At 69.6% G+C, this 24,825-nt stretch carries 29 protein-coding genes and 1 pseudogene; 15 read left to right on the forward strand and 15 right to left on the reverse strand.

Annotated elements, in window-relative coordinates; all coding sequences use genetic code 11:
• Positions 1 to 21: 21 nt before the first annotated feature.
• Complete coding sequence (locus tag ACFY1U_RS33795) at positions 22 to 378, forward strand: DUF6431 domain-containing protein (protein ID WP_390698064.1); 357 nt, start codon at positions 22 to 24, stop codon at positions 376 to 378.
• Between the two features lie 222 nt (positions 379 to 600).
• Here the strand turns inward: ACFY1U_RS33795 and ACFY1U_RS33800 are convergent, their stop codons facing one another.
• Positions 601 to 1,215 carry a TetR/AcrR family transcriptional regulator gene (locus ACFY1U_RS33800; protein WP_390697953.1) on the reverse strand — a complete coding sequence of 205 codons (615 nt, stop codon included), beginning with the start codon at positions 1,213 to 1,215 and terminating at the stop codon, positions 601 to 603.
• Between the two features lie 100 nt (positions 1,216 to 1,315).
• Between ACFY1U_RS33800 and ACFY1U_RS33805 the strand changes: the two genes are divergently transcribed.
• Positions 1,316 to 2,485, forward strand: coding sequence for an alpha/beta hydrolase family protein (locus ACFY1U_RS33805; RefSeq protein ID WP_390697954.1), 1,170 nt, complete (start codon positions 1,316 to 1,318; stop codon positions 2,483 to 2,485).
• A gap of 220 nt (positions 2,486 to 2,705) precedes the next feature.
• On the opposite strand, the gene ACFY1U_RS33810 is transcribed toward ACFY1U_RS33805, so the two are convergent.
• Positions 2,706 to 2,963, reverse strand: a complete 258-nt coding sequence (locus tag ACFY1U_RS33810) for a transposase (RefSeq protein ID WP_390697955.1) — start codon at positions 2,961 to 2,963, stop codon at positions 2,706 to 2,708.
• A gap of 146 nt (positions 2,964 to 3,109) precedes the next feature.
• Between ACFY1U_RS33810 and ACFY1U_RS33815 the strand changes: the two genes are divergently transcribed.
• Positions 3,110 to 3,889: a phosphotransferase gene (locus tag ACFY1U_RS33815; protein WP_390697956.1), complete on the forward strand. Its 780-nt coding sequence runs from the start codon at positions 3,110 to 3,112 to the stop codon at positions 3,887 to 3,889.
• A 43-nt stretch (positions 3,890 to 3,932) separates the two neighbouring features.
• Positions 3,933 to 4,695: pseudogene (locus tag ACFY1U_RS33820) on the forward strand (transposase); the annotation flags it as partial.
• A gap of 101 nt (positions 4,696 to 4,796) precedes the next feature.
• Here ACFY1U_RS33820 and ACFY1U_RS33825 read toward each other — a convergent pair.
• Positions 4,797 to 5,405 carry a TetR/AcrR family transcriptional regulator gene (locus ACFY1U_RS33825; protein ID WP_390697957.1) on the reverse strand — a complete coding sequence of 203 codons (609 nt, stop codon included), beginning with the start codon at positions 5,403 to 5,405 and terminating at the stop codon, positions 4,797 to 4,799.
• 159 nt (positions 5,406 to 5,564) lie between these two features.
• On the opposite strand from ACFY1U_RS33825, the gene ACFY1U_RS33830 reads away from it, so the two are divergent.
• A complete protein-coding gene (locus tag ACFY1U_RS33830) occupies positions 5,565 to 6,278 on the forward strand; it encodes an SDR family NAD(P)-dependent oxidoreductase (protein WP_390697958.1) in 714 nt (237 codons plus the stop codon).
• A gap of 136 nt (positions 6,279 to 6,414) precedes the next feature.
• Positions 6,415 to 7,578 (forward strand): IS630 family transposase, encoded by a 1,164-nt coding sequence (locus tag ACFY1U_RS33835; RefSeq protein WP_390697959.1) that lies wholly within the window; start codon positions 6,415 to 6,417, stop codon positions 7,576 to 7,578.
• 71 nt (positions 7,579 to 7,649) lie between these two features.
• Here the strand turns inward: ACFY1U_RS33835 and ACFY1U_RS33840 are convergent, their stop codons facing one another.
• Positions 7,650 to 8,939 carry an FAD-dependent monooxygenase gene (locus ACFY1U_RS33840; RefSeq protein WP_390697960.1) on the reverse strand — a complete coding sequence of 430 codons (1,290 nt, stop codon included), beginning with the start codon at positions 8,937 to 8,939 and terminating at the stop codon, positions 7,650 to 7,652.
• Positions 8,940 to 9,123: 184 nt separating this feature from the next.
• Here ACFY1U_RS33840 and ACFY1U_RS33845 point away from each other — a divergent pair, with 184 nt between their 5' ends.
• A complete protein-coding gene (locus tag ACFY1U_RS33845) occupies positions 9,124 to 9,321 on the forward strand; it encodes a hypothetical protein (RefSeq protein ID WP_390697961.1) in 198 nt (65 codons plus the stop codon).
• Positions 9,322 to 9,464: 143 nt separating this feature from the next.
• Here the strand turns inward: ACFY1U_RS33845 and ACFY1U_RS33850 are convergent, their stop codons facing one another.
• From ACFY1U_RS33850 to ACFY1U_RS33885, 8 genes are all read right to left on the reverse strand, one after another.
• On the reverse strand, positions 9,465 to 9,752 hold the full coding sequence (locus tag ACFY1U_RS33850; protein WP_390697962.1) for a hypothetical protein: 288 nt from the start codon (positions 9,750 to 9,752) through the stop codon (positions 9,465 to 9,467).
• Positions 9,734 to 9,886 carry a hypothetical protein gene (locus ACFY1U_RS33855; RefSeq protein ID WP_390697963.1) on the reverse strand — a complete coding sequence of 51 codons (153 nt, stop codon included), beginning with the start codon at positions 9,884 to 9,886 and terminating at the stop codon, positions 9,734 to 9,736. The genes ACFY1U_RS33850 and ACFY1U_RS33855 overlap by 19 nt, the downstream gene beginning before the upstream one ends.
• Before the next feature lie 144 nt (positions 9,887 to 10,030).
• Complete coding sequence (locus tag ACFY1U_RS33860) at positions 10,031 to 10,882, reverse strand: ABC transporter permease (RefSeq protein ID WP_390697964.1); 852 nt, start codon at positions 10,880 to 10,882, stop codon at positions 10,031 to 10,033.
• Positions 10,879 to 11,658 carry an ABC transporter permease gene (locus ACFY1U_RS33865; RefSeq protein ID WP_390697965.1) on the reverse strand — a complete coding sequence of 260 codons (780 nt, stop codon included), beginning with the start codon at positions 11,656 to 11,658 and terminating at the stop codon, positions 10,879 to 10,881. Before ACFY1U_RS33865 ends, ACFY1U_RS33860 begins: the two co-directional genes overlap by 4 nt.
• On the reverse strand, positions 11,655 to 12,527 hold the full coding sequence (locus tag ACFY1U_RS33870; protein WP_390697966.1) for an ABC transporter ATP-binding protein: 873 nt from the start codon (positions 12,525 to 12,527) through the stop codon (positions 11,655 to 11,657). Before ACFY1U_RS33870 ends, ACFY1U_RS33865 begins: the two co-directional genes overlap by 4 nt.
• 81 nt (positions 12,528 to 12,608) lie before the next feature.
• Positions 12,609 to 13,715: an ABC transporter substrate-binding protein gene (locus ACFY1U_RS33875; protein WP_390697967.1), complete on the reverse strand. Its 1,107-nt coding sequence runs from the start codon at positions 13,713 to 13,715 to the stop codon at positions 12,609 to 12,611.
• 131 nt (positions 13,716 to 13,846) lie between these two features.
• On the reverse strand, positions 13,847 to 14,428 hold the full coding sequence (locus ACFY1U_RS33880; protein ID WP_390697968.1) for a flavin reductase family protein: 582 nt from the start codon (positions 14,426 to 14,428) through the stop codon (positions 13,847 to 13,849).
• A gap of 9 nt (positions 14,429 to 14,437) precedes the next feature.
• On the reverse strand, positions 14,438 to 15,478 hold the full coding sequence (locus ACFY1U_RS33885; protein WP_390697969.1) for a Rieske 2Fe-2S domain-containing protein: 1,041 nt from the start codon (positions 15,476 to 15,478) through the stop codon (positions 14,438 to 14,440).
• Between the two features lie 653 nt (positions 15,479 to 16,131).
• On the opposite strand from ACFY1U_RS33885, the gene ACFY1U_RS33890 reads away from it, so the two are divergent.
• Positions 16,132 to 16,734 carry a TetR/AcrR family transcriptional regulator gene (locus ACFY1U_RS33890; protein WP_390697970.1) on the forward strand — a complete coding sequence of 201 codons (603 nt, stop codon included), beginning with the start codon at positions 16,132 to 16,134 and terminating at the stop codon, positions 16,732 to 16,734.
• A 48-nt stretch (positions 16,735 to 16,782) separates the two neighbouring features.
• Here the strand turns inward: ACFY1U_RS33890 and ACFY1U_RS33895 are convergent, their stop codons facing one another.
• Positions 16,783 to 17,622, reverse strand: coding sequence for a TauD/TfdA family dioxygenase (locus ACFY1U_RS33895; protein ID WP_390697971.1), 840 nt, complete (start codon positions 17,620 to 17,622; stop codon positions 16,783 to 16,785).
• Between the two features lie 191 nt (positions 17,623 to 17,813).
• Here ACFY1U_RS33895 and ACFY1U_RS33900 point away from each other — a divergent pair, with 191 nt between their 5' ends.
• Complete coding sequence (locus ACFY1U_RS33900) at positions 17,814 to 18,059, forward strand: hypothetical protein (RefSeq protein ID WP_390697972.1); 246 nt, start codon at positions 17,814 to 17,816, stop codon at positions 18,057 to 18,059.
• Positions 18,060 to 18,088: 29 nt separating this feature from the next.
• Positions 18,089 to 18,403 (forward strand): hypothetical protein, encoded by a 315-nt coding sequence (locus ACFY1U_RS33905; RefSeq protein WP_390697973.1) that lies wholly within the window; start codon positions 18,089 to 18,091, stop codon positions 18,401 to 18,403.
• Between the two features lie 33 nt (positions 18,404 to 18,436).
• On the opposite strand, the gene ACFY1U_RS33910 is transcribed toward ACFY1U_RS33905, so the two are convergent.
• On the reverse strand, positions 18,437 to 19,345 hold the full coding sequence (locus ACFY1U_RS33910) for a helix-turn-helix domain-containing protein (protein ID WP_390698065.1): 909 nt from the start codon (positions 19,343 to 19,345) through the stop codon (positions 18,437 to 18,439).
• Between the two features lie 120 nt (positions 19,346 to 19,465).
• Between ACFY1U_RS33910 and ACFY1U_RS33915 the strand changes: the two genes are divergently transcribed.
• The 5 genes from ACFY1U_RS33915 (at position 19,466) to ACFY1U_RS33935 (ending at position 22,892) form a co-directional block, all read left to right on the forward strand.
• Positions 19,466 to 20,188, forward strand: coding sequence for a DsbA family protein (locus ACFY1U_RS33915; RefSeq protein WP_390697974.1), 723 nt, complete (start codon positions 19,466 to 19,468; stop codon positions 20,186 to 20,188).
• Positions 20,185 to 20,946 (forward strand): nuclear transport factor 2 family protein, encoded by a 762-nt coding sequence (locus ACFY1U_RS33920; RefSeq protein ID WP_390697975.1) that lies wholly within the window; start codon positions 20,185 to 20,187, stop codon positions 20,944 to 20,946. The genes ACFY1U_RS33915 and ACFY1U_RS33920 overlap by 4 nt, the downstream gene beginning before the upstream one ends.
• Positions 20,947 to 20,962: 16 nt before the next feature.
• Positions 20,963 to 21,286 carry a MoaF N-terminal domain-containing protein gene (locus ACFY1U_RS33925; protein WP_390697976.1) on the forward strand — a complete coding sequence of 108 codons (324 nt, stop codon included), beginning with the start codon at positions 20,963 to 20,965 and terminating at the stop codon, positions 21,284 to 21,286.
• A 66-nt stretch (positions 21,287 to 21,352) separates the two neighbouring features.
• Positions 21,353 to 22,159, forward strand: a complete 807-nt coding sequence (ygiD, locus tag ACFY1U_RS33930) for a 4,5-DOPA dioxygenase extradiol (RefSeq protein ID WP_390697977.1) — start codon at positions 21,353 to 21,355, stop codon at positions 22,157 to 22,159.
• Positions 22,160 to 22,556: 397 nt separating this feature from the next.
• On the forward strand, positions 22,557 to 22,892 hold the full coding sequence (locus ACFY1U_RS33935; protein ID WP_390697978.1) for a macro domain-containing protein: 336 nt from the start codon (positions 22,557 to 22,559) through the stop codon (positions 22,890 to 22,892).
• A gap of 184 nt (positions 22,893 to 23,076) precedes the next feature.
• On the opposite strand, the gene ACFY1U_RS33940 is transcribed toward ACFY1U_RS33935, so the two are convergent.
• The gene (locus ACFY1U_RS33940) at positions 23,077 to 24,564 is read right to left on the reverse strand and encodes a hypothetical protein (protein WP_390697979.1); all 1,488 of its coding nucleotides are present in this window, start codon (positions 24,562 to 24,564) and stop codon (positions 23,077 to 23,079) included.
• Between the last annotated feature and the right edge of the window lie 261 nt (positions 24,565 to 24,825).

Here is a 24,825-nt window from a genome sequence, read left to right on the forward strand (position 1 = left end):
ACCGACTCCGATGCGGCGCGCGTGGAACGCCAGCTGCGGGCGGGAGAGTTGGCCTGTCCGTCATGCGGGGCACCGCTCGCTCCCTGGGGGCATGGCCGGCCGCGGGAGGTACGGGGCGATCTCGGGGCTCGCTGGTTCGTAGGTCCTCGACGGCCCCGCTGCACGGGCTGCGGGACGACGCACGTGCTGCTGCCGGAGACGCTGTGGCCTCGGCGGATGGACGCGGCCGAGGTGATCGTAGCCGGGCTGGAGACAGCGGCTCGGCATGGGACACCGGCAGGTCGCCGCCCGTCTGGGGTTGGCGGACGGCACGGTCCGCGGCTGGATCCGCCGGTTCCGCCGCAGGCCGGAGGATGTGCGTCGGTACTTCACAGATGAACATGGTGTCGCGGTGGGCCATCGCTGGCCGGGTGCTGACCTGCGCTCCTTCAGCTAGTTGATCGACACGGGCCGCCCCTGGGCGGCGATCGGAGACGCCGGGAGTCTTGATCGTGTCCGCCCCAAGAGGAGGCGGGCATTGAGCGAGATGCGAGGAGAGTCCGCGCATCACTTTCGGTTTCAGGCCCGCAGCTTGACTCTGCCTCAACCGAAACGGCGAGGTCAGCGGACCGTCGCTTTCAGCGCCGCCTCGATGGCGTTGGTCAGCGTGTCCAGATACTCATCGTCGCTGCTGCCCCGTAGGACCAGTACGCGGAATGCGAGCGGTGCGATCAGCAGGTCGGTGCCGAGATCCAGATCCAGGCCGGGGGGGAGTTCGCCGCGGTCGATCGCGGCCTGCAGGATGGTGCGCGCCGCCGCACGCCGCGGTGCGGTCACTTCGGTGTGGAGCCCCTCCGCCAGAGCGTCGTCGTGGCTGGCCTCGGCGAGCAGCCCGGCCCAGATCCGGGCGAGCAGCGGATGGGCCAGTTGACTGCGGAAGGTGGCGAGCAGCTCGCGGAGGTCACTGTGCAAGTCGCCGGTGGCCGGCGTGTGTGGGAGTGTGTGGGTGACCTTGCTGCGGATCAACTCGGCGATCATCGTCTGCTTCGAGGACCAGCGCCGGTAGAGCGCGGCCTTGCCCACACCGGCACGCCGGGCCACCGCCTCCATCGACATCCGGGCATACCCGGTCTCGGCGAGTTCGGCGAAGGCCGCCTCGGTGATCGCGTCGGTCACCCGCTGCCGCAGGACCGCTCCTCCGGTCGCCGGCCGTTCCTTCTTCTGCTGCTCAGTCATGCACCCAAGCATAGCGAACGGAACGGTCCCGTTCCGTGTGCTACGATATGAGGAATATGGAACGGTGCCGTTCCGTTCCATTCATCGAAGGGAGTCGAAGATGAAGTTCCTCTACGACGACGAGTCCTTCTCCTTCGAGGCGCTGCGGGCCGCGGGCTACGCCGCCTACGCCGGCGCCGACCTCGGCGAAGTCCTGGTCACCTGCCGGCAGATCCCGGAAGGGGACGAGGAAGCCTGGTCGGCCCAGTGGGCCGCGACGGCGGCGCGCATCGAGCGCACCGGCCGGGACGCGCTGGCCGCCGGTCACCGGGTCAGCGCCCGGGAGGCGCTGCTGCGCGCGTCGAACTACTACCGGACCGCGGACTTCTACCGCCGCGAGGACCCCGCCAACGACGCCGAGTCAGCGCGGCTGGCCAAGGCATCCCAGCAGACCTTCGCCGACGCGGCCGCCCTCCTCGACACGCCGGCCCGCGCCCTGCGCATCCCCTACGAGGGCACCACGCTGCCCGGCTACCTCTTCCTCGTCGACGACTCGGGCACCCCGCGCCCGACCCTGATCTACCACGGCGGCTACGACTCCACCCTGGAGGAGAACTACTTCGCGCTGGCCGCGGGCGCGCTGCGGCGCGGCTACAACGTCCTCACCTTCGACGGCCCCGGCCAGGGCAGCACCGTCCGCGACCAGGGCCTGCACTTCCGGTACGACTGGGAGGCCGTGGTCACCCCGGTCGTCGACTTCGCGCTCACCGTGCCCGAGGCGGACCCCGAGCAACTCGTGCTCGTCGGTACCAGCCTGGGCGGCTACCTCGCCGCGAGGGCGGCCGCCTTCGAACACCGCATCGCCGCCTGCGTGCTGCACGACGGCGTCGACGACTTCCACGAGATCCTGGCCTCACTCGCCAGCCGTGCCGCCTCAGTGCCCGGCGGCCTGGATGCGCTGGTGGCGCAGAACGTGTCTGCGCGGTGGGTGGTACACAACGGCCTGTGGACCATGGGCGTGTCCAGCTACGGCGAGATGCTGAAGGCGGCCGAGGCGTACACGATGGCCGGTATCGCCGACCGCATCACCTGCCCGACACTCGTCCTCGACGCCGAGAACGACCAGTTCTTCAAGGGCCAGCCGCCGCGCCTGTTCGAGGCGCTGACCTGCCAGAAGGCGCTGATCACCTTCCGTGAGGACGAAGGCGCGGGCGAGCATTGCCACGAGGGTGCGGCGTTGCTGTTCCACCAGCGCACCTTCGACTGGCTCGACACCGTGCTCGCCAGCTGACCCCGCAGGCCGCTCGCGGGCCGCTCCGAGGGGACGGGGATGATCTCTCTCGGTGTCATCACCTCCACGCCCCGCCCGCGCGCCTCGCCACTCAGGGGTAGGGGGATCCTGGGGCCGTGTCACGGGGCCAGCTCGCCTCGCGTCGTCTCCGCCACGGTCACCCAAAGCCGTGGGGCGGGAAGCAGGCCCGCGAGTCGGAAGACCCTGCGGATACGCGTGGTCAGCGGAGATACCTCCTGCCCACGGCCCACGGCCCACGGCCTTCGGCCTGGCGGACGGCCGCGCGCAGCCGGTCGTGCAGCTCGGCCACAAGGCCTGCATCCCGCCGGCGGGCGAAGAAGGCGTACACGCGAGGCCACGGCGGGAAGTCCGCGGGCATCGCCCGCCATTTGAAGCCGTTGTCGACGAGGTAGCGCACCGCGTCGATCATCTGCCGGTGGCGGTAGCCCTCTGGACGGCCGCCCGGCCCTCCAGCCACCCGGGCACCGGCAGCAGATCCCGCACCAGGGACGCTGCCCCGCAACTGGCGCCACGGCCGTATCTGTTGTCAGCCGGACGTGAGACGCAAGTCCGGCGCGCTGATATTCAAGGCGCCTGCTGAGGCAGCCGGACTACGCTGGCCCAGTGATTGAGGACGGCTCCACAGACCGCGGCAGTGTCACGACAGTGCGACGGATCGGTGCGACGATCCGCAGGCCGACGGGCGCGTGGACACCTGCCGTACACGCCCTCCTGAGGCATCTGGAAGCGGTGGGTTTCAGCCGGGCGCCCCGCGTGTTGGGCACCGACGGCACCGACGAGGTGCTGTCGCTGCTCGTTGGCGAGCCCGCGTTCACGCCCTGGCCGGAAGCGTTGCGCTCTTTGCGCGGGGTTGCTGAGTTGGGCCGCTGGCTGCGGGATTACCACGATGCCGTCCGGACCTTCCGTCCGCCGGCCGATGCCCGGTGGCAGGGCCAGGAAGAAGCGTGGCAGCCAGGCATGGTGATCCGACACGGAGACCTCGGACCGTGGAACTCGATCTGGGACAGTGGCCGGCTCATCGGCTTCATCGACTGGGACTTCGCAGCACCTGGGCATGCGATTGACGACCTGGCTCAACTTGCCTGGTACGCCATCCCCCTGCGGCCCGTGGAACAGCAGCGGCGAGCATCGGTCACCGGCGCCAGTACCCTGCGGGCCCGCCTTCATACCCTCTGCACTGCTTACGGGGAACAGCCTGGAGCTGTGATCGAGGCACTGGACGCCCTCCAGTCCCGCGAGGCCACGCGCATCGAACGCCTTGGCAGGCAAGGCACCGAGCCATGGGCGACCTTCCTCGCCCGCGGTGACGCGGACGAGATGGTGGCCGAGCAGTGCTGGATCCGCTCGGAGAGCCAGGCACTCCTGGGTACTGGGCGCAGGTGAAAATCTTCTCCGGCCCGTGGACCACGGATGAGACAACCTTCGTGTGGCTGGTGTGATCACGGCGTCGGACCCCCCTGGATATCCCCGTTCTCCGGGATAAGCCCTCGTCAGTTCAACAGGCTGGTCACCGCGCTGCGGCGTGAGGGTGCGGATCCGGTGCGCAAGGGGGCCGGCCATGAAGCCTGCCTCTGGAGAACCGTGCACTCCTGTTCGCCGCCTGCTGGCGGACGAATCTGACACTGCGCCAACTGGCCCCGCAGTTCGGGGTGTCCAAGTCGGCAGCCGACCGCATCATCGACCACCTCGGACCGTCGCTCGCGCTTCACCAACGCCAACGGTTCCGCGAGGGCACCGTGCTCATTGTGGACGGCACCCTGGTCCCCACCCGCGACCACCAGGTGGCGGAGCAGTCGAAGGACTACCGCTACTCCACCAACCACCAGGTCGTCATCGACGCCGACACCCGCCTGGTCGTCGCCGTCGGCCGGCCGCTACCCGGCAACCGCAACGACTGCAAGGCAGGGGAACTGTCCGGGACGGAAGCCGCCGTCGCCACGACCACCGTCATCGCGGACGGCGGCTACCGGGGCGCCGGCCTGGTCATCCCACGTCGCCGAGAGAAGGGCCAGAGCTTCCCCGCTTGGAAGGGGGAACACAACGCCTCCCACCGCAAAGTCGGCGCCCGCGTCGAGCACACCTTCGCCCGTGTGAAGACCTGGAAGATCCTCCGCGACTGCCGCCTGAAGGGCGACGGCGTCCACCACGCCATGCTCGGTATCGCCCGTCTGCACAACCTCGCCCTCGCGGAGTGGGCGTGCCACGGGTTTCTCCGGATGCGGACCCGGTCTGTGGCAGCAGATGTGCTCAGTTTCCGTCCACGGTTTCCGGGCTGGTTGGCCACTGCGGATCAGCCGCGCACCGCAGCCAAGCACTCGTCGTACAGGTCCATGATTTCCCCCTTGCCGTCGTTGGCGACCCACGTCATCGACGCGGCATCCAGGCATGCGAACGCCGTCGCGATCACCGCGCGGGCCTTCGCGCCCTCGTTGCCGGTAGCTGCGTCCATACGGGTCTCGATGAGCGGCAGCAGGTTCTCCTGGAACCGCAGTCGCTTTTCGAGCCAACCGGCGCGCAGTGAGGCGGTGTTGTGCAGGAGACGGAACCGCTCCAGGGCCTGCTCGCGGCTGTCGTGCAAGGCCAGTACCGCGGCAACCCCTGCGCGCAGGGCCTCCCAGACGCCGGCTTCGGCGGGCTGTTCGCTGATCGTGTCCATCAGGACCTGTCCGAACCGGTCCTGGCCGCCGCCGAGAAGGTCCTCCTTGGTGCCGAAATAGCGGAAGAGGGTGCGCTGGGAGACTCCGGCCTCCCGGGCGATCTGGGCGATGGTCGTCTCGTCGTAGCCCTGCTCGGTGAACAGGCGCAGAGCCGTATCGAGGATCTCCTGGGAAGCCAGCTGCCGTGTCCGGTCCCACAGCGTGGTCGGTGCACCCGTCGCTGATTTGGCTTCCTGCTTCATGCCACCAGACTAACTCAGAACTGTCAGGCCGACAGTCACGTCATGGTTGGCAGTCGCTGCCAAATTGGCGTACGCTGCCAGCGGGTGGTGGCGCAGCACGCCCGCCGCCCTACGGACAGAGCCGCTCACCCCTACCCAGAAGTACGCAAAGGAGGCATCATGCCTGCACCCACAGCTTTGATCACCGGTGGAACCAGCGGCATCGGCAAGGCGACCGCCGAACTACTCCACTCCCGCGGCTACCGCGTCATGGTCACCGGTGTCGGCAATGTCGCCGACACCGGACTTCCCGAAGACGTCACGGTCGTCCGGGCCGACGCACGGTCTCTGCCGGACATCGACCAGGCGATCGACCAGGCACGCCGGCAACTCGGCTCCCTCGACCTGCTCTTCCTCAACGCGGGCATCTCCCGCCCCGGCCCGATCGAATCAACCGACGAAGACGCCTTCGACGCCCTCTTCGACATCAACGTCAAGGGAAACTTCTTCACCCTGCAAAAGGCGCTGCCACTCCTCAACGAGGGCGCCTCGGTCGTGTTCACCGTGGGCGCCGCCGAAGGGCTCGGGGCTGCGATGACAGCGGCCAAGGGCGCTCTGCTGCCCCTCATGCGCTCCCTTGCGCTCGAACTCGCCCCCCGCCGCATCCGCGTCAACGCGGTCAGCCCGGGAATCATCAACACCCCTGCCTACAGCAAGATGGGTGTCTCCCAGGAAATGATCGACTCCTGGGCCCGGGACGTCCCGCTCGGCCGCATCGGCGCCCCCGCCGACATCGCCGAAGCCGTGGCCTTCCTCGCCTCGGACGTCGCCAACTACATCACCGGCGACAACCTCACCGTCTCCGGCGGCATCGGTGTTCACTCCAACGCCTGACGAGTAATTCGGCTCTGCCAGGAAGGTTCACCGGGTCCGATGGTCTGGCTGTGGCCCTGGCGAGCCGACGGCCCGTGCGGGAAGCCGGCCCCGCCACTTCGTTCTCCACCACGGATAGATGGGCCGCCCTCCTTCCATGCCCGCGTGCTCCGCCGTGCCCTTGGAACCGGCCGCTGCCGAGCGCCACCGGCTCAAGAAGATGGCCTACGGCCACAAGACCCCGCACCAGGCACGCCAGCGGGCGACGATCGTGCTCCTGGCAGCACGAGGCCGCAGCAACGTCCAGATCGCCGCCGAAACTCACCTGTACGTGGACACCGTGCGCCGCTGGCGCGGCCGATTCGCGGCCGGCAGGGTGCCTGCCCTGGCCGACCGCAAGCGGTCGGGGCGGCCTCCGACGTTCACCGCGCTGCAGATCGCCGAAGTCAAGGCAGTTGCCTGCCAGTTGCCCACCGAGTCCGGAGCCCCGCTCTCGCGCTGGTCGTGCCCCGAACTCGCGCGCGAGGCCTCCACCCGGGCCGTCACCGACACGATCTCCGCCTCCACTGTGCGCCGCTGGCTCAGGGACGACGTACTCAAGCCCTGGCAGCACCGTTCCTGGATCTTCATCCGCGACCCGAACTTCCGCGCCACCGCTCAACGGGTCCTGGACCTGTACACGCGCAACTTCGATGGCACCCCGCTCGGAGAGGACGAGTACGTCATCTCCGCGGACGAGAACACCTCCATCCAGGCCCGCTGCTGCCATCCCACCCTGGCCCCAGGCCAGGCCCGCTCGATGCGCGTCAACCACACTTACGGGCGCGGCGGAGCCCTGGCCTACCTGGCCGCCTACGACATCCACCGGGCCGAGGTCTTCGGCCGCTGCGAACAGCGCACAGGCATCGTGCCGTTCATGAGACTGGTCGAGCAGGTGATGGGCAACGAACCCCACGCCAGCGCGAAACGGGTCTTCTTCATCGTCGACAACGGCTCCTCGCACCGCGGCAGGTCGGCCATCGACCGCTTGGCCTCCCGGTTCCCGAACGCCGTCATGGTCCACACCCCCGGTCACGCCTCCTGGCTGAACCAGATGGAGATCTTCTTCTCCATCGTGCCGCGCAAGGTCGTCTCACCCAACGACTTCACAGACCTCGACGAGGTCCGAAACCGGCTCCGAGCATTCGAAGACCGCTACAACGCCACGGCACAGCCGTTCCAGTGGAGGTTCACCACCTCCGACCTGGACGATCTGCTGGCCAGGCTCGACCGGCACACCGCCGATCACCACGAAGAATCCTCCGTTGCCCTGGCAGCATGATCAACCCCCGAAGAACCTACAGCCACGACCACTTAGCGAACCGTCGCCCCTCTCGACACGTTACGTGACGCCTACGGCTTGGCTGACGACGTGATCGGCGATCCGGCCGGGGCTGCGGAGTCCGGCACCCCCGCATAGTCGGGAAGCGCCACGCCGTTGATCGCGCGCCCGACCAGCTCGGAGAACCATGCGCCTTCGAAATCGGGGCGCGGCTCGGCGTCTGGACCGGGGACGTCGCGACTGCGGGCGTTCAATCGGCCGATCTCCTGGTTGGCCTCGACGAACGAGCGCATCCGCGCCTCGTAGCGGGTGAATCCGGTGGCGGGGTCCCACTCGGCGGCCGCCAGCTCTCCGGCGAGCAGGTAGGCGCCGACCAGGGCCAGGCCGGTGCCCTGCCCGGACATCGGCGACGAGCTGAACGCTGCGTCTCCGAGCAGCCCCACCCGTCCGCTCGACCAGCGGTCCATCACCACCTGGGCGACCTGGTCGAGGTAGAAGTCCGGGGTGTCGTCCAGGTGCGCGAGGATGTCCGGGGCCAGCCAGCCCAGGCCCGCCATCCGCTCACGCAGCAGGCGCTTCTGGGCCGCGACGTCACGGTAGTCGACGTCGAAGTCAGCCGAGGCGCAGTAGAACATGGCCATCGCCCGGGTGGCGTCCTGGATAGGTCGCAGGAGGGCTGAACGCCCGGACTCCTGGTCCTGGTACTCGAGCAACCAGCGGTCCAGCCCGAACTCGTTGGGCACACTGTAGAAGGCCAGCACGTGCCCGAGGTGGCGGAGGAAGCGCTCATGCGGCCCGAAGACCATCGCCCGCAGCTCCGAGTGCAGCCCGTCGGCCCCGACCACCAGGTCGAAGCGCCGCCGGTCGCCGCCCGCGAAGACCACATCGACCCCGTCCGTGTCCTGGGCGAGCTCGGCGATCCGGTCGCCGAAGATGTACTCGACGCCGTCGCGGGTGTCGTCGTAGAGCACCTGGGACAGGTCCCCGCGCAGGATCTCGATGTCCGCGATGAACCCGTCGCCACCGTCGTCGTCCGCGCGGAAGGTCTCCAGCACCTGCCCGTCCGCGTCCACGGTGTGCGCGCCGGCGGTCTCGGTGCACGCCGCGCGGACCGCCGCGTCCAGCCCCATGCGCCCGATGACCTCCTTGGCGACGCCGCGTGCGTCCACCGCCTGCCCGCCGGGACGCAGCTCGGAAGCCCGCTCCACCACGGTCACCTCGGCACCCCGCCGGCGCAGCCAGTGGGCCAGAGCGGGTCCCGCGATGCTCGCCCCCGCCACCAACACCCTGGGACCGCTCACCCGCATCCCCGGCTCGCCCATCCGGATCGTGCGCTTCCGCTCGGAGTCATCGACGCCCATCACTACCTCCATGTGCTTCCTCCCGCGCTGGAACGCTCCCAGCACAGGCCCACCGCTGTCGTTGGATCCAGGGCATGGACTGCAAATCCGCACGAAACTCATCGGTACGGCCGAGATCGCGGCCGCGCTTCCGCGAACACCCTGAACTCGGCATGCGCGCGTCGAGCATGGTCATGATCGCTGCGTGGACGACGACAAGGACTCCCCGGCCGCGGTCGGCGGATCGGGCTGCCTGTGCTACCGCACCTTTATGGACCCGGAGTTCGGGCTGCCGGTCATAGCGCACCGCTACCGCACCGTCGGCGGGAACACAGACCAGTGGGGACCTACAAGGCGTACGCCCCGCTCGATCCGCGGCCGGATGACGAGTTCTACCACCTGATCATCGACCGCCGGAGCGGCATGTTCTGGATCCGCACCCGCGACGGCCTGCTGTCGATCCTGCCGGAGAAGAACGGACGCGCCTACGGCAGCGGCTACGGCGGGGGAGGCCCCTCCGAGCTCGCCCGGTACATCACCGCGCTCCTAGACTCCGGAGGCGAGGACACCGCCGCCGCAGGCGAGCGCTGGCATGACGCCCCCGGGCTGAGCATGCCAGGGCGGAGTGTCTGCGTGCACCCGGCGTCTTCCGTAGGTGCCGCGGGAGGCGGTGTGGATGCCCACGATGGCCTCGGTCAGCCTGGCGTGCTTGACCAGGCGGTTCGACGGCGGACGGTCCCGCCAGGCGTAGTACCCGGACTCGGCGACGTGCAGCACCCGGCAGGCCGGCTGCACCGGCAGATGCTCACCGGCCATCACGCGGATGGCTTCCAATCGCCTTTTGGGAGCGTCACCTCACCCAGCAGCTCGGCAGCACGGTGGTGGATGGCCAACTCGGCCTCCAGTTCGGCGATGCGTTTGCGGGCCGCAGCGAGTTCGGGCTGGTCGGTGGTGTTCGTGCCGGGCAATTGACCTGTATCGATGAGGTGTTGGCAGTGCCAGGCATAGACCGTATGGCGCAGGGCGCCAGTCAGGGGGATGGCGTGAGGGAGGAGAGCCTTCGAAGGCGGAGGCATCCATTGCGCAGGTCTCCAGCTGCAGGCGGGACTGGGTCAGGTGCCCGGACGGATGTTGGGCGCGAAGCGGGCCAGGGCGACGGTCTCGATGGCCGCGATGATGTTGTACGCCAGTGCGGACACCGCGGTGAGGACCGCGACCGAGGCCCAGAGGTGGTCGTAGTCGAAGGTGGAGGAGTCCTTGAGCATGGCGTAGCCGAGGCCTTGTCCGGTGGAGAGCCATTCGGCGAGCAGCGCGCCGATCAGGGCTCCGGGGACACCGACGCGGGCGCTGGCGAAGAACGCGGGGACCGCGCTGGGCAGCATGACCTTGCGGGCGACGGTCCAGTCACCGCCGCCGTACGCGCGGCACAGGTCGGCGGCCTGGCGGGATGCGGAGCGCAGGCCGAAGACCATGGTGACCAGGGCGGGGAAGAAGACGATCAGGCCGCTGATGACGGTGGTGGCCAGCAGGCCGCGGCCGAAGACGAGCGTGATGAGCGGGGTCATCGCCACCAAGGGCACGGAGCGTATGACGACCGCCATCGGCAGCAGGGCCTGCTCGACGCTCCGGAGGAGGACGAAGACGACCGCCACGCCGGCCGCCGCCGCCAGTCCGGCGACGAAGCCGGACCCGGCGTCGAGCAGCGTGCGGCCCAGTCCGGAGGAGACCAGGGAGCGGTGGGCGCCCGCGTCCGGGCCGGTGAACAGGTAGTGGAGGATGTCGACCGGTGACTTGGCCACCAGCGGGTCCAGGTCGTAGACCTGCAGGAAGATGATCCACAGGACGATGACGGCCGCCATCGTCACGATCACGTTCAGCAGCGGGCGCAGCACGCCCGCCGCGAAGCGCAGCGCGGGGGCCGCGTCCGTCCTGGTCCCTGTCTCTGTCTCTGTCGCGGTGCTCATGCGCCTCCGCCTTCCACTGTCGTCGTGCGCGACCACGGCAGGGCGTAGCGGGCGACGAGCCCGACCGCGCCGTACGCGACGCCTGCCACCGCGCCCGAGACCAGGGCGATGCCCCAGGTGCGGGGCACGTCGAGCTGCTGCTGGGCGATGGTCATGGCGACGCCGAGGCCGCTGTCGACCCGCCCCAGGTATTCGCCGATGATCGCGCCGAGCAATGCCGCCGGGCCGGCGATCTTGAGTGCGGCCAGCGTGCTGGGCAGCGCGGCGATCAGGCGGACCCGCAGCATCTGCTGCCAGCGGCCGCCGCCGTAGGCGCGTACCAGGTCGAGCGCGGCCGGGTCGGCCGAGCGCAGCCCGAGCAGTGCGCCGATGAGGGTGGTGAAGAAGACCGACAGCCCGGCCATCGCCGACATCGGCTTGTCCCCGTCGAGGACGAGGGACAGGATCGGGCCGATCGCCACGATGGGCAGGCAGTAGGAGGCCACCGCGATCTGCGTGATCACCCGCTCCAGCACGGGTACCAGCAGCACCAGTACCGCCAGGCCCAGCGCCAGCCCGTTGCCGACCAGATAGCCGGTCAGGGCCTCGCCGACGGTCTGCTCGACATGCGGGCTGTAGAAGGTCCAGCCGTCGTCGAACACGCTCGCCACGACCGCCCAGGGGGTGGGCACGCCGTCCCCGGTGCCGACGACCGTGGTGGACAGCAGTGACCACGCTCCTATCAGAGCCGCGATGCCGGCGGCCCCGCCGGTCCAGGCGGAACGCCGCGCACTCATGACGCCTCCACCGTGGGATCGGGAGCGTCGGCGGCGCTGTCGGCGGGCGTGTCGACGCGGCCGAACAGGAGTTCCGACAACTGGTCGGCGTACGCGTGGAACTCGGGCGAGCGCATCATCTCCGGTGTGCGGGGACGGGGCAGGTCGATGGTGACCTTCTCCACGATCCGGCCCGGGCGGGGCGACATGACCGCGACGGTGTCGCTCAGCAGCACGGCCTCGTTGATGGAGTGCGTGACGAGCAGGGTGGTCACCGCGCGGGCCTGCCAGATGCGCTGGAGTTCGAGGTTGAGCCGCTGGCGGGTCATGTCGTCCAGTGCGCCGAAGGGTTCGTCCAGCAACAGCACCTTGGGGTCGACGACCAGCGAGCGGGCGATGGCGACGCGTTGCCGCATGCCGCCGGAGAGCTGGGCGGGGCGTGCCTTCTCGAAGCCTTCGAGGCCGACCAGCTGGATGAGGTCGGAGATCGCCGCCGGGTCGGGCTTGATGCCGCTGATCTCCAGCGGGAGCCGGATGTTGGCGGCGACCGAGCGCCACGGCAGCAGCGCGGCGTCCTGGAAGGCTATGCCCAGGTGGTGCCGTTTGCGGGCCGCCTCCGGGTCCTCGCCGTGTACGAGGGCCGTACCGGAGGTGGGGCTGTCGAGCCCGGCGAGGATCCGCAGAACGGTCGACTTGCCGCAGCCCGACGGCCCGAGCAGCGCGAGGAACTGGCCCTCAGCCGTGTCCAGGTCGACGCCGGCCAGTGCGGGTACGCGCTGTCGGCCGAGCTTGAACTCCTTGCTCAGCCCGCGCAGGGACAGCCCGGTGCCGGCGTCGCCCGGCCCTCCGGAGTCGTCGGATGCTTCGGGAACGGCTGCTGCGGTACTCATCGGATGACCTCTGTGTGCGGTGCGGGTAGGGGAAGCCGGTACCGGCGGGCCGACGGGGCCGCACCGGTACCGCCGGGGGCCTTATATGAGGCTGGGGTCTTCCTTGTAGACCTCTTCGAGGATCGAGAGGTCGAAGAGCTTGTCGGCGGTGATGTCGAGGCCGCCGTACTTGAGCGTCTTGATGTTCTCGTCGATCAGCGTCTGCGTGACCGTGAACAGGCCGTTCTTCTTGGTGTCGGCGCTCACCATCAGCTCGCTCTCGCCCTTGGACTCAAGGGTCTGCTCCTTGGTCGTCAGCCCGAGCCCCTTGCCGTACGTCTCGGCTGCGAGCTTCGCGCCGAGCGCCGGGTCGGCGATGTTCGCCTTCCAGCCCTTGATCTCCGCACGCAGGAACGCCTTGAGCAGGTCACGCTGCTTGTCGATGGTGTCCTGGCGGACGCAGTACGTCTCCGAGACCAGCGGATAGCCGGTGTCGGCGAGCAGCATCGTGGCGACCTTGAAGCCTTTCAGACGCAGATCGTTCGGCTCGTTCGTCACGAAGGAGAACCAGCCGTCCACGGTGCCCTGGGTCAGGGGCAGCGGGTCGAACTGCACCGGTACCTTCGTGATCTTCGACTCGTCGAGCCCGGTCGCCTTGATGTACGCCGCCCATACGGACTCGTTGCCGGCCTGGACTCCGATCTTCTTGCCGTACATGTCCTGCGGCTTGGTGATCGGGGCCTTGGCCATCGACATGATGCAGAACGGGTTCTTCTGGTACTGCGCACCGATGATCTTCAGCGGTGCGCCCTTGGCGACGGCCGCGCCGGTGATGTCGGGGGCGCTGATCGCCACGAGCGCCTTCTTGGTGACGACGTCCGTCTCCATCGGCGTCGCGGACGGGCCGCCGCCGATCAGCGTGACCTTCGAGAAGCCCTCGGCCGTGTAGTAGCCCTTGCTGTCCGCGATGTAGCTGCCCGCGAACTCGACGTTCTTGATCCACGACAGCCGGAGCGTCAGCTCACCGAAACTCTTGGAACCGGAGGACTTGGAGGAGGAGGCCGAGGACGACGAGTCGGAACTGCCGCACGCGGCGAGCAGCGGACCGCCGAGCAGTACGGCACCGCCCAGCTGCAGTCCTCGCCTGAGGAAGAGACGGCGGTCGGTGGCGGCGAACGCTCTGTCGTCACTGTTCGTACCAGTGGTCATGGCGCGCTTTCCTTTCACTGGCCGGGTCGGCACCGGCTCCTGGTGGACATGAGGAACATTGATGGGGCGAGGCCCGGACCATGCCGGGCCGGTCTCCGGTCGAGCGGCGGCCCGGGATCAGGGATCCCGGGTCAGAGGTCGAGGAGGAGTTCGGGGGTGCGGGCGCGGGAGCTGCAGATGGTGATCCGGTCGCCCGCCGCGCGCTCGGCCGGGGTCTGGACCTCGTCGCGGTGGTCGGGTTCGCCGGCCAGGACGGGGGTCGGGCAGGCGCCGTAGATGCCCTGCTCGCAGGAGAGGTCGACCTCGACGCCGTGGGCGGTGGGGACCTCGGCCGGGGCTTCGGCCATCGACAGCAGGGGAGTGCTGCCGATACCGCCCGCGGCGAGCACGTGATGCCCGGACGCCACGAGCGGTAAGTGGTTGCGCGGGGGCGAGATCCGTAGCCGTCGGCCCACGGTGAGGTCACGGTGCAGGGTGCGGGAGCCACCGCGGCCGGCATCGTCACGCCGTACGCATGTCAGGTAACGGCCTTTATCCCTGGGGGAGTTGCACAGGGCGTGCTGACGGACGGGGGAGGACCCGACATGGACGTCGATGGGGGCGCCGGCCTCGAAGGACGGCAGGGCCCCGCCGTCCGCCGCCCGGAGTTCGTGACTGCGGCTGGTGCCGGAGGCGAGGGAGATCGTGGGGACGATGACGTCGAGTGTCTGCACGGTGGGCCCTTACGCGGTGAAGAAGTGGCTCAGGCCCAGGTCGCGCAGTCCGCGGCGGTAGGCGACGGAGCTGCGGTCGGCGGGGATGTTCACTTCGAGTCTCGGGTCGAGGGGGAGGTTCTCGGGTTTCTGGACCTCGACGACGGCGCGGTCCTCCTCGAAGACCGTGCGGTTGAAGTCGTATACGGCCTGGACTGGCTGGTCGGTGTCGAAGTTGCGGGCAATGGGCGCGAACATGCGGGTCTGGCGGGCGGAGACGGGGGAGGCGGCGTTCATGATGTTGAGCAGCCCGCCATCGGGGAAGTGCACGACGAGCGTGGCCGTGAACGGCAGGTGCACGTCGAAGTGGCGCAGCCACCGGAAGCCGGGCGGGGCCTGCTTGGTGCCGTGCGGGTAGTTGCCGACGGTGCTCCAGTAGTCGACGGAGTGGCCGTACTGGTGGCGTACCGGGGTGTAGTCGGGGACCTCGGTGTTGTCGGGGTCGCCGAAGGAGTCGAGGTGGACGAAGCCGAAGTGCGCGACGTCGAGGAAGCCCTCGACCTGGCGGCCGGCGAACGCGGCGATGTCGATCCAGGGGCAGTTGATCTGCTGGAAGCCCGCCTCGTCCCAGTGGGCCATGGCCGGGATCACCGGGGCCGTGCCGGGCTCGGGGCGCAGGCAGGTCCACACCAGCCCGTACCGCTCGACGACGGGGTAGGTCCGCAGGTTCAGCCGGGGCGGGATCTTCGACTCCGGATGGGCCGGCACCTGCACGCACCGTCCGCCGTCGCCGAAGCGCAGTCCGTGATACGCGCAGGTGATGCCGTTCCCGTCGCCGCGGCCGAGGCTCAGCGGCACCCCTCGGTGCGGACAGATGTCGTGGGCCACGACCACGCTGCCGCCCACCCGATAGGCCACCAGGGTCTCGTCGAGCAGGCGCACGGCGGCCGGCGCGTCGCCGATCTCGCTCGACAGGGCGACCGGGTACCAGTGCTGGGCGAGGATCGCCCAGTCGTCGGCATCGAACGTGCAGTCGCGGGGCAGGGCAGGCCGGGGTGGAGCAGTGGTCATGCGGAATCCTTCTGCGTGGCGCGGCTGGGAACGGCCGGACAGACACCTGTGAAGCGCGCACGCCAGTACGGCGGCGTGGGGCACATGCGAGGCGAAAGAGTGCGGTGACAAGCCGATCCCGGGGTGGAGGCACCGTGGAACCGCAGGCCGGGCAGGGCACCGGGTGCGGTCATCGGTACGAGGTCAGTGGTGAGAGCCCTCGGACTCCGGATGTGAACCGTGCGCCACGCGTCCGCGCGTCCAGGCCGACTGGTGGGCACGGCACCGGAGGTCCGTGCTGCACGCGCTGACAAAGCTCATCGCGCATCCCTCCGTGCTCAGTGCCGACTGTCTGCCGCCGGACGACCAAGCCGAGACTGACGCACAGAGATTGCCCAGTCATTCCGTATTTGTTACTTACGAATTCCATGCCCGGTTTTGGCCCGGGGCGCCGAAGCGAGCGCCCGCGGAACCGAGGCAGGGAATGGAGTGCTCAGTGCCTCTGTGGCCAGGAGGGCACCGGGGGGCGGTGAAGTCGGTGAGGCGGAGCCGGCGTGTGTGGTCAATCCCCGGCTGCGAGCCGAGGTGCTGCTGAAGGCCGCCGTGTCCGTGAGTGTCCCGTCGGCCCCGAGCCGCTTGGTTACGTCCATTGAGCTGCGGGTAATGTGCCGGCCATGTCCGATACCCCGGCCCTGTCCGAACGTGATCGCCTGCTGAGGCTGACCGCGGACTACGTCCTGGAGCACGGCGTCGCGGACTTGACCCTGCGCAAGCTCGGCAGCGCGATCGGCACCAACAATCGCATGCTGCTGTACTACTTCGGCTCCAAGGAGGAGCTGATCACGGCCGCGCTGGCCGAGGCGAGCGGGCGCTTCCCGATTCTCAGCGAGGCGTTCGTCATCATGGACGACCAGCTGCGCCCGCTGCGCGAGCGGATCACCGCGGCCTGGGACGCGGTGGCGGCAGCCGAGAACCTGCCGTTCCACCGGACGTTCTTCGAGGTACTGGGCCTGGCCGCGCATCAACGCGGGCGGTTCGACAGCTTCCTGGGGTCGGTGGGCAGAGAGTGGCGCGAACAACTCGCGGCCTCGCTGGGCGGCGGCGTGCCGAAGGCCACCGCGGACGATCTGGCCCGGGAACTGGTCGCGTTGTGGCGCGGCCTGCAGCTGGACCTGATCACCTCGGGCGACCGGGCCGGGACCGATCGCGTGATCGCGTCCGCCGCCGAGTCGATCGCCCGGCGGGCGGCGACGGCCGCCGCCGCTCCTGGATCCTGATATCTGAATCCTGATATCCCGTCACATCTCCCTGGAATGACGGAGTTTTCACGATGCCATCGGGATTCGTGGGACGACAATGTCCAGCGGGCCGTCCGGAACCGCGACCGCGTCCTGGCTCCAGCCCCAGATCGAACAGACCCTGCGCAGCGGGTCGCTGTACCCGTCCCTGCCGTGCAGCACCCGGTAGTTGTCGATGCAGATCATCTCACCCGGCCCCACCCGGAACATCGGCCCGCTGTCACGGGCCGCGACGACCGCGTCCTGCCAGGCGCGCACATACGTCCAGTGCTCCGGCTCCAACGGGCCCTCGACCGGCGCGAGATAGGGATGGTTACGGCCCTGGAAGCGGCCCGACGGGGTCCGCCGGACGATCGGCGAAAAGCCGCGCTGCGGGTAGTTGGGCTCGGAGTGGTCGATGTCGACAGTGCGGCAGAAGTCGGCGAGTGCGGCGCTGGCGGGGTCGGCGGCCAGCAGGTCCAGCAGCCGGGAGGTGTCGATCAGGAAAGAGTCGCCGCCGCTGGCCGCGGGCCGCTCGCACCACAGGAACAGATGGTCGGGGGCGTAGTCACCGAAAGCGAAGCCGTCGTTGTGGGCGACCATCCGCTCCTCGGCCGAGCCGTTGGCGTCGCGTTTGCGGCCGCGCCTGTCGGAGGGCTGCGCCTTCATCTTCATCGCCTCGACCCGGGCGCTCTCCTTGGTCGCCTCGAACTGGGTGCCGCAACGCACGGCCCGGTCCCCCATGATCGCGCGGGCCATCGCGACCGCCTTCTCCTCGTCCGCCAGCCCGGTCACCATGGCCGCGCCCTCGGCGGCGAGCACCTCTGCCGCCTCCTGCGGGCCGGTTACTTTGCGCGGGATGAAACTTGCGGTGCTGACGTCCGACACAGCGCCTCCTGAAGCCAGCGGAACCAAGCCTGATTGAACCAACCGGTTCAATCAGCGTAGAAGCCCCATGTTTCCCCGGAGTGACGCACCCGCGTGCTTTGAGTTGCCCACGCGGACCCTGGGGTTCACCCAGCCCTGGGCTTGTGTCATGCACGGCTTGGCTCATAAGGGGCTCCTGAGGGGGATGCCTGGTGGTGTGGAACGACCGGGTCGGCAGGCGGCGGGGCCGTGAGGGCTTCACCGTGAGCCCGTGTGACGGGATCGTCCAGGACAGCGCCGTGGTGTCGTCGGGCCACGGGCTGCTGGCAGGGCGGCACCGGTCGATCAGCGTCGGGGCGTGGTCGACGACGACGAGGAACCGGCGCCAGGCATGGTCGAGGAAGTCCTCGGTCGCGGAGCCGAGGGCGGCGGCACTCAGCGGGGTGGTGTCGCTGTAGCGGGTGGAGGCGACCAGTGCCTGCCAGGTGTGGCGCTGCAGAGCGAGTTGGGGCTGAGTAACACCACCTTCCGCCGACACTTCCCCGACATCGCCCGGGACATCGCCGAAGCCGCCCGCACCAGCACACCCACAGCCGTCACTCCACCCAGCCGCTACGACCTGCTCGTTGCCCGCAACGCCAAGCTGAAGCGGCGGAACAGGGAGCTGACCGCCCACCTCACTCTGGCCGCCGCCCGCATCCAGCAGGTCACCCTGGACAACCAGCGCCTGAAGGAGCAACTCGAAGCCGCCACGAGTGTCACCCGCATCGGAACCCACGGCCGCCGACCACAGGCCCACTAGTTCAGGATTTCCTGAATCCGGAGAGCGTGCCGTTCACCGCGCGGAGTGTCCGCGGACCGTGTCGCGGAAGGCGATGGGGGTCTGCCCGGTGCCCCGGTGGAAGAACTTGCTGAAGTGCGTCGGGCTGGGGAAGCCGAGGCGGTCGGCGATGCGGGCGGCGCTCTGGTCGCCGTGGGCCAAAAGGCGCTTGGCCTCCAGGATCACGCGGCGGTCGATGAACTCCTTGGCGCCGAGCCCCGCGGCGGTGAGGGTGGCGCGGGAGAGTGTGCGGGGCGAGTAGCCGAGGGTCTGGGCGTAGTCCTCCACGCGGCGCGTGCGGGCGAAGTCCCGTTCGACGGCGTCGCGGAAGCGCAGGTAGGTGGGGTCGGGTTCGGGGGTGGGCGAGCCGGCGGGCGTGGTCAGGTGGGTCAGGCGCAGCACGAGGACGGCCAGCAGGTGGCGCAGGGCTGCGGTGTGGACGTCCAGGGGCAGGTGTCCGAGTGCGCGGAACTCGATGCCGAGGTGCTCGGCGGCGAGGCGCAGGGCCGTGGCGTCGTCGGGCAGGGGGAGGCGCAGGACCGGGGCGTGCGGGTCCTGTGTGCGGGCGGCGTCGGCCGTGGCCGCGTCGAGGAAGTCCGGGCGGAACAGGATCAGGGTTCCCTCGGCGGCGGTGAGGTCGCCCCACTGGTGGACCTGGCCGGGGCGGACCCAGAGCCAGGATCCCGGTTCGAGGGCGTAGCCGGTGAAGTCCACGGTGTGCCACAGGGTGCCGCCGGTGAGCGTGAGCAGGTGGTGGAAGTCCGGCCGGTGCGGTGTCGAGAGCTGGGCCGAGGTGGCCCGGTGGCGCAGATCGGCCAGGGACAGGACCTCGACCCCCGCAGGCGTGCCGGCGGGCGCGGTGAAGGCGATCTCTCGGATCTCCGCCCTGGCATCCACGCGAGCATCATGTCGCTTTTTGGCCATCATGTGTCACCAGCGTATCCAACTTCCCTCGGTTCTGCCTCATAGCTTGGAGGTATCGCTTCACACGGCACCACGCCGAGTGTCGGAAAAGCGTAAGAGCCGTAGGGGAGGAGGCGTGCGATGGCTGCAACAGAGTGCGTCCGGCTGACGTATGCCTTCGACGCGTACTGCCCCTGGTGTTACGGCTTCGGCCCGACCCTGCGGTCCTTCGCCCAGGACAACGCCCACCGCATCCGGCTGCACATCCGGTCGGCCGGCCTGTCCACCGGCGCCCGGGCTCGGCCGGTCTCGGCCCACCCTCGGATGGCCGAGGAGTGCGAGCGGGTCACGCGGCTGACCGGAGTCGGCTTCGGAGCCGGATTCTCGCGGGCGCTGACTGACGGAACGACGGTCGCGGACTCCACCGCGGCGGCCGCCGGCCTGGCGCTGCTGTACGGCCAGGCCGACGAGGTCGGCGTAGAGCACCTGGATGCGGCCGAGGCCGTACAGCAGGCGTGGTTCGTCGACGGCCGCAGCCTCGCCGATCCCGAGGTCTACCACGACATCGCCGCCGGTCTGGGCCTGGACGCGTCCTCGGTGACGGCGGCGTACGCCTCGCCGGAGCCCTGGGAGCAGGCCCGCGCCGACTTCCGCGCGCTGCGTCGCCTGCACGTGACCACCTACCCGACCCTCCTGCTGCACACCGCGCACGGCGCGGGCCGGCTGGGCGGTGCGGCATCCACCGCCGCATCACTGACCGCAGCGCTCGACCAGTGCCTCGCCGGAGCGTTCCCCCGACCCTCTTCCACCCACCCCGACCCACTTCCACCCCAACCCCCTCCTCCAGAAGGAGAATTGTCATGAGCGACGCCAAGAACACCGTCCTGACGGCCGCCGGCGAACTGTTCGGCAAGAAGGACCCCACCGCAGTCGACCGCTGGGTCGCCGCCGACTACACCCAGCACAGCACTCTGGCCGCCGACGGCCCCGAGGCCCTGCGTCAGCTGGTGGCCGGACTGCCCGAGGGCTTCCGCTACGAGGGCGCCCGGGTGATCGCCGACGGCGATCTGGTGGCCCTGCACGGCACGTACCACGGTTTCGGTCCGGGCCCGCTGGTCGCCTTCGATCTGTTCCGCGTGGACGCCGACGGCAAGCTGGCCGAGCACTGGGACGCCCTGACCCCGGTGGTCTCCCCGACCGCCTCGGGCCGTTCCCAGACCGACGGCCAGAGCGAGCCGCGTGACCTGGGCAAGACGGAGGCTAACCGCGCGCTGGTCCTGGAGTTCGCCGAGAAGGTTCTCAAGGGTGCCGACTACTCGGTGCTGACCGACTACATCTCCACCGAAACCTACCTCCAGCACAATCCGGAGGCCGCCGATGGCCTGGACGGCTTCGGCGCCGCCGCGGCCAAGTGGGGCGAGCAGGGCAAGAACCTCGTCTACAAGACCGTGCACAAGGTGGTCGCCGAGGGCGACCTGGTGCTGCTGCAGTCCGAGGGCGAGTTCGGTGTACCGGTGGCGTACTGGGACCTGTTCCGGGTCGCCGACGGAAAGATCGTCGAGCACTGGGACGTCATCGCCCCGATCCCGGCCGAGCTGCCGCACTCCAACGGACTGTTCTGACCTCACGGAGGACCGCATGAGCACCGCAACCTACGCCGGGAAGACGTTCCGGTTCACCGTGGACAACGGCACGGTCTTCCACAACACCTACGCCCCCGACGGCACCAAGCTGCACTGGGAGACCGTGGCCGGGTGGGGGAAGGGCTCCTCGGAAGACGTCGACCTGCACGCCGCCGAGATCGTCCCCGGGGTGTTCCTGGTCGGCTGGACGGAGAAGTCCGGCATGACCGTCACCCACGCGATGAACATGAACAGCAACACCGTCCACGCCTTCTGGACGTACGAGACCGAGAACGGCCGGGTGGGCGAACTGCACACCGGCACGCTCGAAGAGCTCTGATCCCACCCCGGCCCCGGCCCCGTCCACCCTCGTGCACGGGGCCGGGCCCGTACCCGAGGAGTCCTGGTGAACGCCGCCTCCGGCACCATGCCGGCCGTCTTCGTCGGCCATGGCAGCCCCATGAACGCGATCGAGTCCAACGAGTGGACCCGTGGCTGGGCGGAGCTGGCCCGCTCCATGCCACGGCCCCGGGCGATCCTGGCGGTCTCGGCCCACTGGTACGTGCCCGGCGTCCGGGTCACCGCGGGCGAGCGTCCGCGCACCATTCACGACTTCGGCGGTTTCCCGTCCGCGCTGTACCAGATGCGCTATCCGGCCCCCGGCTCGGCGGAGCTGTGCCGTCGGGTCACCGAACTGATCGGCCCCGAGCCGGCCGTCGCTTCCGATCAGCGCTGGGGCCTGGACCACGGCACCTGGTCGCTCCTGGTCCACATGTACCCCGAGGCCGACATCCCCGTCGTCCAGCTCTCCGTGGACGAGAACCTCACCCCGCGCGCACATTACGAACTGGCCAAGCGCCTGCGCCCGCTGCGCGAGGAGGGTGTGCTGATCCTCGGTTCGGGCAACGTGGTCCACAACCTGCACACCTATGCCTGGGGCCTGACCCGCGGCGAACTCTTCGACTGGGGTGTCCGCTTCAACCAGCGCATCCGCGAGGCCGTCCCCGCCGGACGCGTCGACGAACTGATCGACTACGAGGAGTGCGGCCAGGACGGACAGCTGTCCGTCCCCACCCCCGAGCACTATCTGCCGTTCCTCTACGTGATCGCACAGTGCCGCCACGACGAAGGCGTCACCGAGCCGGTCGCCTTCCCTGTCGACGGCTACGACGGCGGCGGATCGATCTCCATGCTCTCGGTCCGGATCGGCTGACCCCCTGCGATGTCCGAGCCTTCCGCCCTGTCCCTTCCCGCCTACCGGGACGCGATCGCCCTGCACGCCCCCTCCCGGCCGCTCGCCCCGCCCGCCACCCCGGCGAACTGCCCGCCCTGACCCGCCAGATCCTGAGTCTGCTCGCCGACGACCCGGCGACCCGCCGCCTCGGCCTGTCCGCCGAGGACATCGCGTCGGCCGACGACGCCCGTGCCCGGCTTCTGCTGCGCACCGTGCTGACCGTCCGCGCCCCAGGCCCCCTGCCCGAGCGGGCCGCAGAGGCCCTGGACGCGCTGCTGGGCGGCGAACGTCTCGCCCGTACGATCAGCGCCCGGCCCGCCTGCCGCTGATCGCCGATGCCCGTCCGCACACCGGTTACCGGGCGGCGGACCGTACCGTGCTGTGGCAGGGCGACATCACCACCCTCGCCGCCGGCGCGATCGTGAATGCCGCCAACAGCGCGATGCTCGGCTGCTTCGTCCCGATGCACCCGTGCATCGACAACGCCATCCACAGCGCCGCAGGCCCCGCCCTGCGCGACGACTGCCACACGATCATGGAACTACAGGGACACCCGGAACCCACCGGCACCGCCAAGATCACAGCAGGTCACCGGCTGCCCGCCCGCTACGTCCTGCACACCGTCGGCCCCATCGTGCCCGCCGACGCCGACTCGGACTGGTGCTACCTCAGCCCCGCCGCCGAGTTCGGCGCCCACATCCCCGGCGAATGAGTGGGCGCCTTCGGCCTCGGCGGTGATGCCATCCTCTCGGACGCCGACGGCCGTTCCTTCGTCGCGGGCCCGGACTACGCCATCGCTCTCGTCAGTGAGCCCGACAAGGCCCCGCGCCATCAGGGGCGCTTCTGCGTGGCTTACTGAGCAGGCCCGCTCCGGCTCGTCCTGGCCGCCAGGGCTTCTACGTCCTCACTTCGCCCTTCGTCAGCAGCCACTCCTTGTGCACGGCGCCCAGAGGTATCCGTGTCTGGAAGACGGGGGTGCCGAAGATGGAGAGCTGCAGATTCAGCGTGCCGCTCAGGTCGACTCCGCCGTACAGGGCCCAGGAGCCGGACGCGGAGCCGGCGCCGTCCGCCGAGCCCCCGGCTGTCGCGTTGGATTCGGCGCGGAGATAGGGGGCGAGGTCGGCGGTGACGCCCACCGTGCCGTAGAGGCCCACTGTCGCCTCGGCGCCCATGGCGGCCTTGACGTCACCGAGGGCGGTAACCGTCGTCTTGAGGGGCTCACCGGTCATGTGGGATGTGCTGACGCCGCGCCAGCCCTTGGTCCAGGTGAAGTTGCCGCCTACGCGGAAGTCTCCCTTGAGGTGCTGTTCGGCGTTGACCGTGACGCGGCCGTCGGCGTCCACCCGGAAGTAGCAGACGAGATCGAGATTGACGACGATCGGGACGGGGCCGACCTGGATCACGGGGTCGGCGTGCAGTTCGGCGAAGGGGATGCGGATCGGCTTGCCGTTTGTCGTGCCGGCCGCGCGGCCCTTCAGCTGCCACTGGGACGTCCACTCGCCGGTCAGACCCAGGAACGCGCCGCTGGGCGAAGAGCTCGCGGCGGCGCGGGATCCGTCGTACGAGAAGGCGACCTCGGGGGCCAGTTGGACAAAGCCCTCGATCGAGGCGGCGGCCGAGGCGGGGGCACCTGCGGCGGTCTTCACAGCAGTTCCGACGTCGATGCGCAGGCTGCCCAGCGGGAGCTTCGCGCCCTCGGGTCCGAAGGTGAGATCCTTGGTCTTCGCCCAGGAGACCTTCACGCCCTCGACGAGCGGCTCGACCTTCAAGGCGGACGGGTCGACGGGCACCGCACCGTCCGCCTTGCTCTTACCCAGGACGGAGTTGAGCTTGGCCGGTTCCGTCTGCACGGTCGCACTGCCGTCCGCCGCGGTGTCGACGATCTCGGTCACCTTGGCCAGTACGCCGTCGGGGGCGCCGGGGGCGGGGGCGCTGGCTATGACGTCGCCGACAGCCACGGCGGTCTTGGAATTCGCGCCGCCCGAGTCTGCGTCCTGGGGAGTGCCGGAGGCGGTGGGCGAGGAAGCGGTCGTTGTCGACGGGGTTGCCGGTGGTGCCGTGCCCGAGCCGGAGGGCGGTGCCGCTATGACCGCCCGGCCGCTCTTCCTGTCGTACGACGCGACCTTGAGCGCGGATTTCCTGGCCCGGGCCTGGTCGAGCGTGTTCGCCGCGGCCACGGCGGTCGGGGTGGCGACGTCACCGGTGGGAGCGGAGACGACCGCGAGTCGCTCGTCGTCGGTGCCGGGCTTTGAGGCTTCGGCCGTCGGGGCGGCTGCCTCGCCGGTGGTGGCGGGGGAGTGGGCGGAGCAGCCGGTGGCCAGTAGAGCCGCGACGGTGATCGTCGACAGGGCCGAAACCAGGGCATGCGCTCTGAACTTGTGCACGCGTGAGTCCTCGGGAGCGGTGGCAGGGGGTGTGCTTCGGGAAGGAATGGCGCTGGTGCCATGGCGATATTCGGGTGAGCGGGTACGAGGGGGCGTGGTCGGCCGGCGCGGCTGTCCTCGTGACAGTGCGCGGCGGTTATTACCTGTCAGTAGGTGCGCATGAGCATGCCAGGTCAACGGCGCGGCAGGGGCCACTTCTCCTCTGGCCGCAGGGTGACGTGGAGCACATTCATCCGTGGGTCAACTAGCCCTCGGGGAAGG

Origin of the sequence: Streptomyces sp. NPDC001351 (assembly GCF_042896045.1) — a bacterium.
Taxonomy (GTDB): domain Bacteria; phylum Actinomycetota; class Actinomycetes; order Streptomycetales; family Streptomycetaceae; genus Streptomyces.

Coding starts and splice junctions, on each gene's coding strand:
- ACFY1U_RS33915 (WP_390697974.1), top strand. CDS start 19,466: ATGGCTGCAACAGAGTGCGTCCGGCTGACGTATGCCTTCGACGCGTAC.
- ACFY1U_RS33800 (WP_390697953.1), bottom strand. CDS start 1,215: ATGACTGAGCAGCAGAAGAAGGAACGGCCGGCGACCGGAGGAGCGGTC.
- ACFY1U_RS33910 (WP_390698065.1), bottom strand. CDS start 19,345: ATGGCCAAAAAGCGACATGATGCTCGCGTGGATGCCAGGGCGGAGATC.
- ACFY1U_RS33870 (WP_390697966.1), bottom strand. CDS start 12,527: ATGAGTACCGCAGCAGCCGTTCCCGAAGCATCCGACGACTCCGGAGGG.
- ACFY1U_RS33890 (WP_390697970.1), top strand. CDS start 16,132: ATGTCCGATACCCCGGCCCTGTCCGAACGTGATCGCCTGCTGAGGCTG.
- ACFY1U_RS33840 (WP_390697960.1), bottom strand. CDS start 8,939: ATGGGCGTCGATGACTCCGAGCGGAAGCGCACGATCCGGATGGGCGAG.
- ACFY1U_RS33885 (WP_390697969.1), bottom strand. CDS start 15,478: ATGACCACTGCTCCACCCCGGCCTGCCCTGCCCCGCGACTGCACGTTC.
- ACFY1U_RS33920 (WP_390697975.1), top strand. CDS start 20,185: ATGAGCGACGCCAAGAACACCGTCCTGACGGCCGCCGGCGAACTGTTC.
- ACFY1U_RS33860 (WP_390697964.1), bottom strand. CDS start 10,882: ATGAGCACCGCGACAGAGACAGAGACAGGGACCAGGACGGACGCGGCC.
- ACFY1U_RS33835 (WP_390697959.1), top strand. CDS start 6,415: ATGCCCGCGTGCTCCGCCGTGCCCTTGGAACCGGCCGCTGCCGAGCGC.
- ACFY1U_RS33825 (WP_390697957.1), bottom strand. CDS start 5,405: ATGAAGCAGGAAGCCAAATCAGCGACGGGTGCACCGACCACGCTGTGG.
- ACFY1U_RS33875 (WP_390697967.1), bottom strand. CDS start 13,715: ATGACCACTGGTACGAACAGTGACGACAGAGCGTTCGCCGCCACCGAC.
- ACFY1U_RS33830 (WP_390697958.1), top strand. CDS start 5,565: ATGCCTGCACCCACAGCTTTGATCACCGGTGGAACCAGCGGCATCGGC.
- ACFY1U_RS33925 (WP_390697976.1), top strand. CDS start 20,963: ATGAGCACCGCAACCTACGCCGGGAAGACGTTCCGGTTCACCGTGGAC.
- ACFY1U_RS33805 (WP_390697954.1), top strand. CDS start 1,316: ATGAAGTTCCTCTACGACGACGAGTCCTTCTCCTTCGAGGCGCTGCGG.
- ACFY1U_RS33865 (WP_390697965.1), bottom strand. CDS start 11,658: ATGAGTGCGCGGCGTTCCGCCTGGACCGGCGGGGCCGCCGGCATCGCG.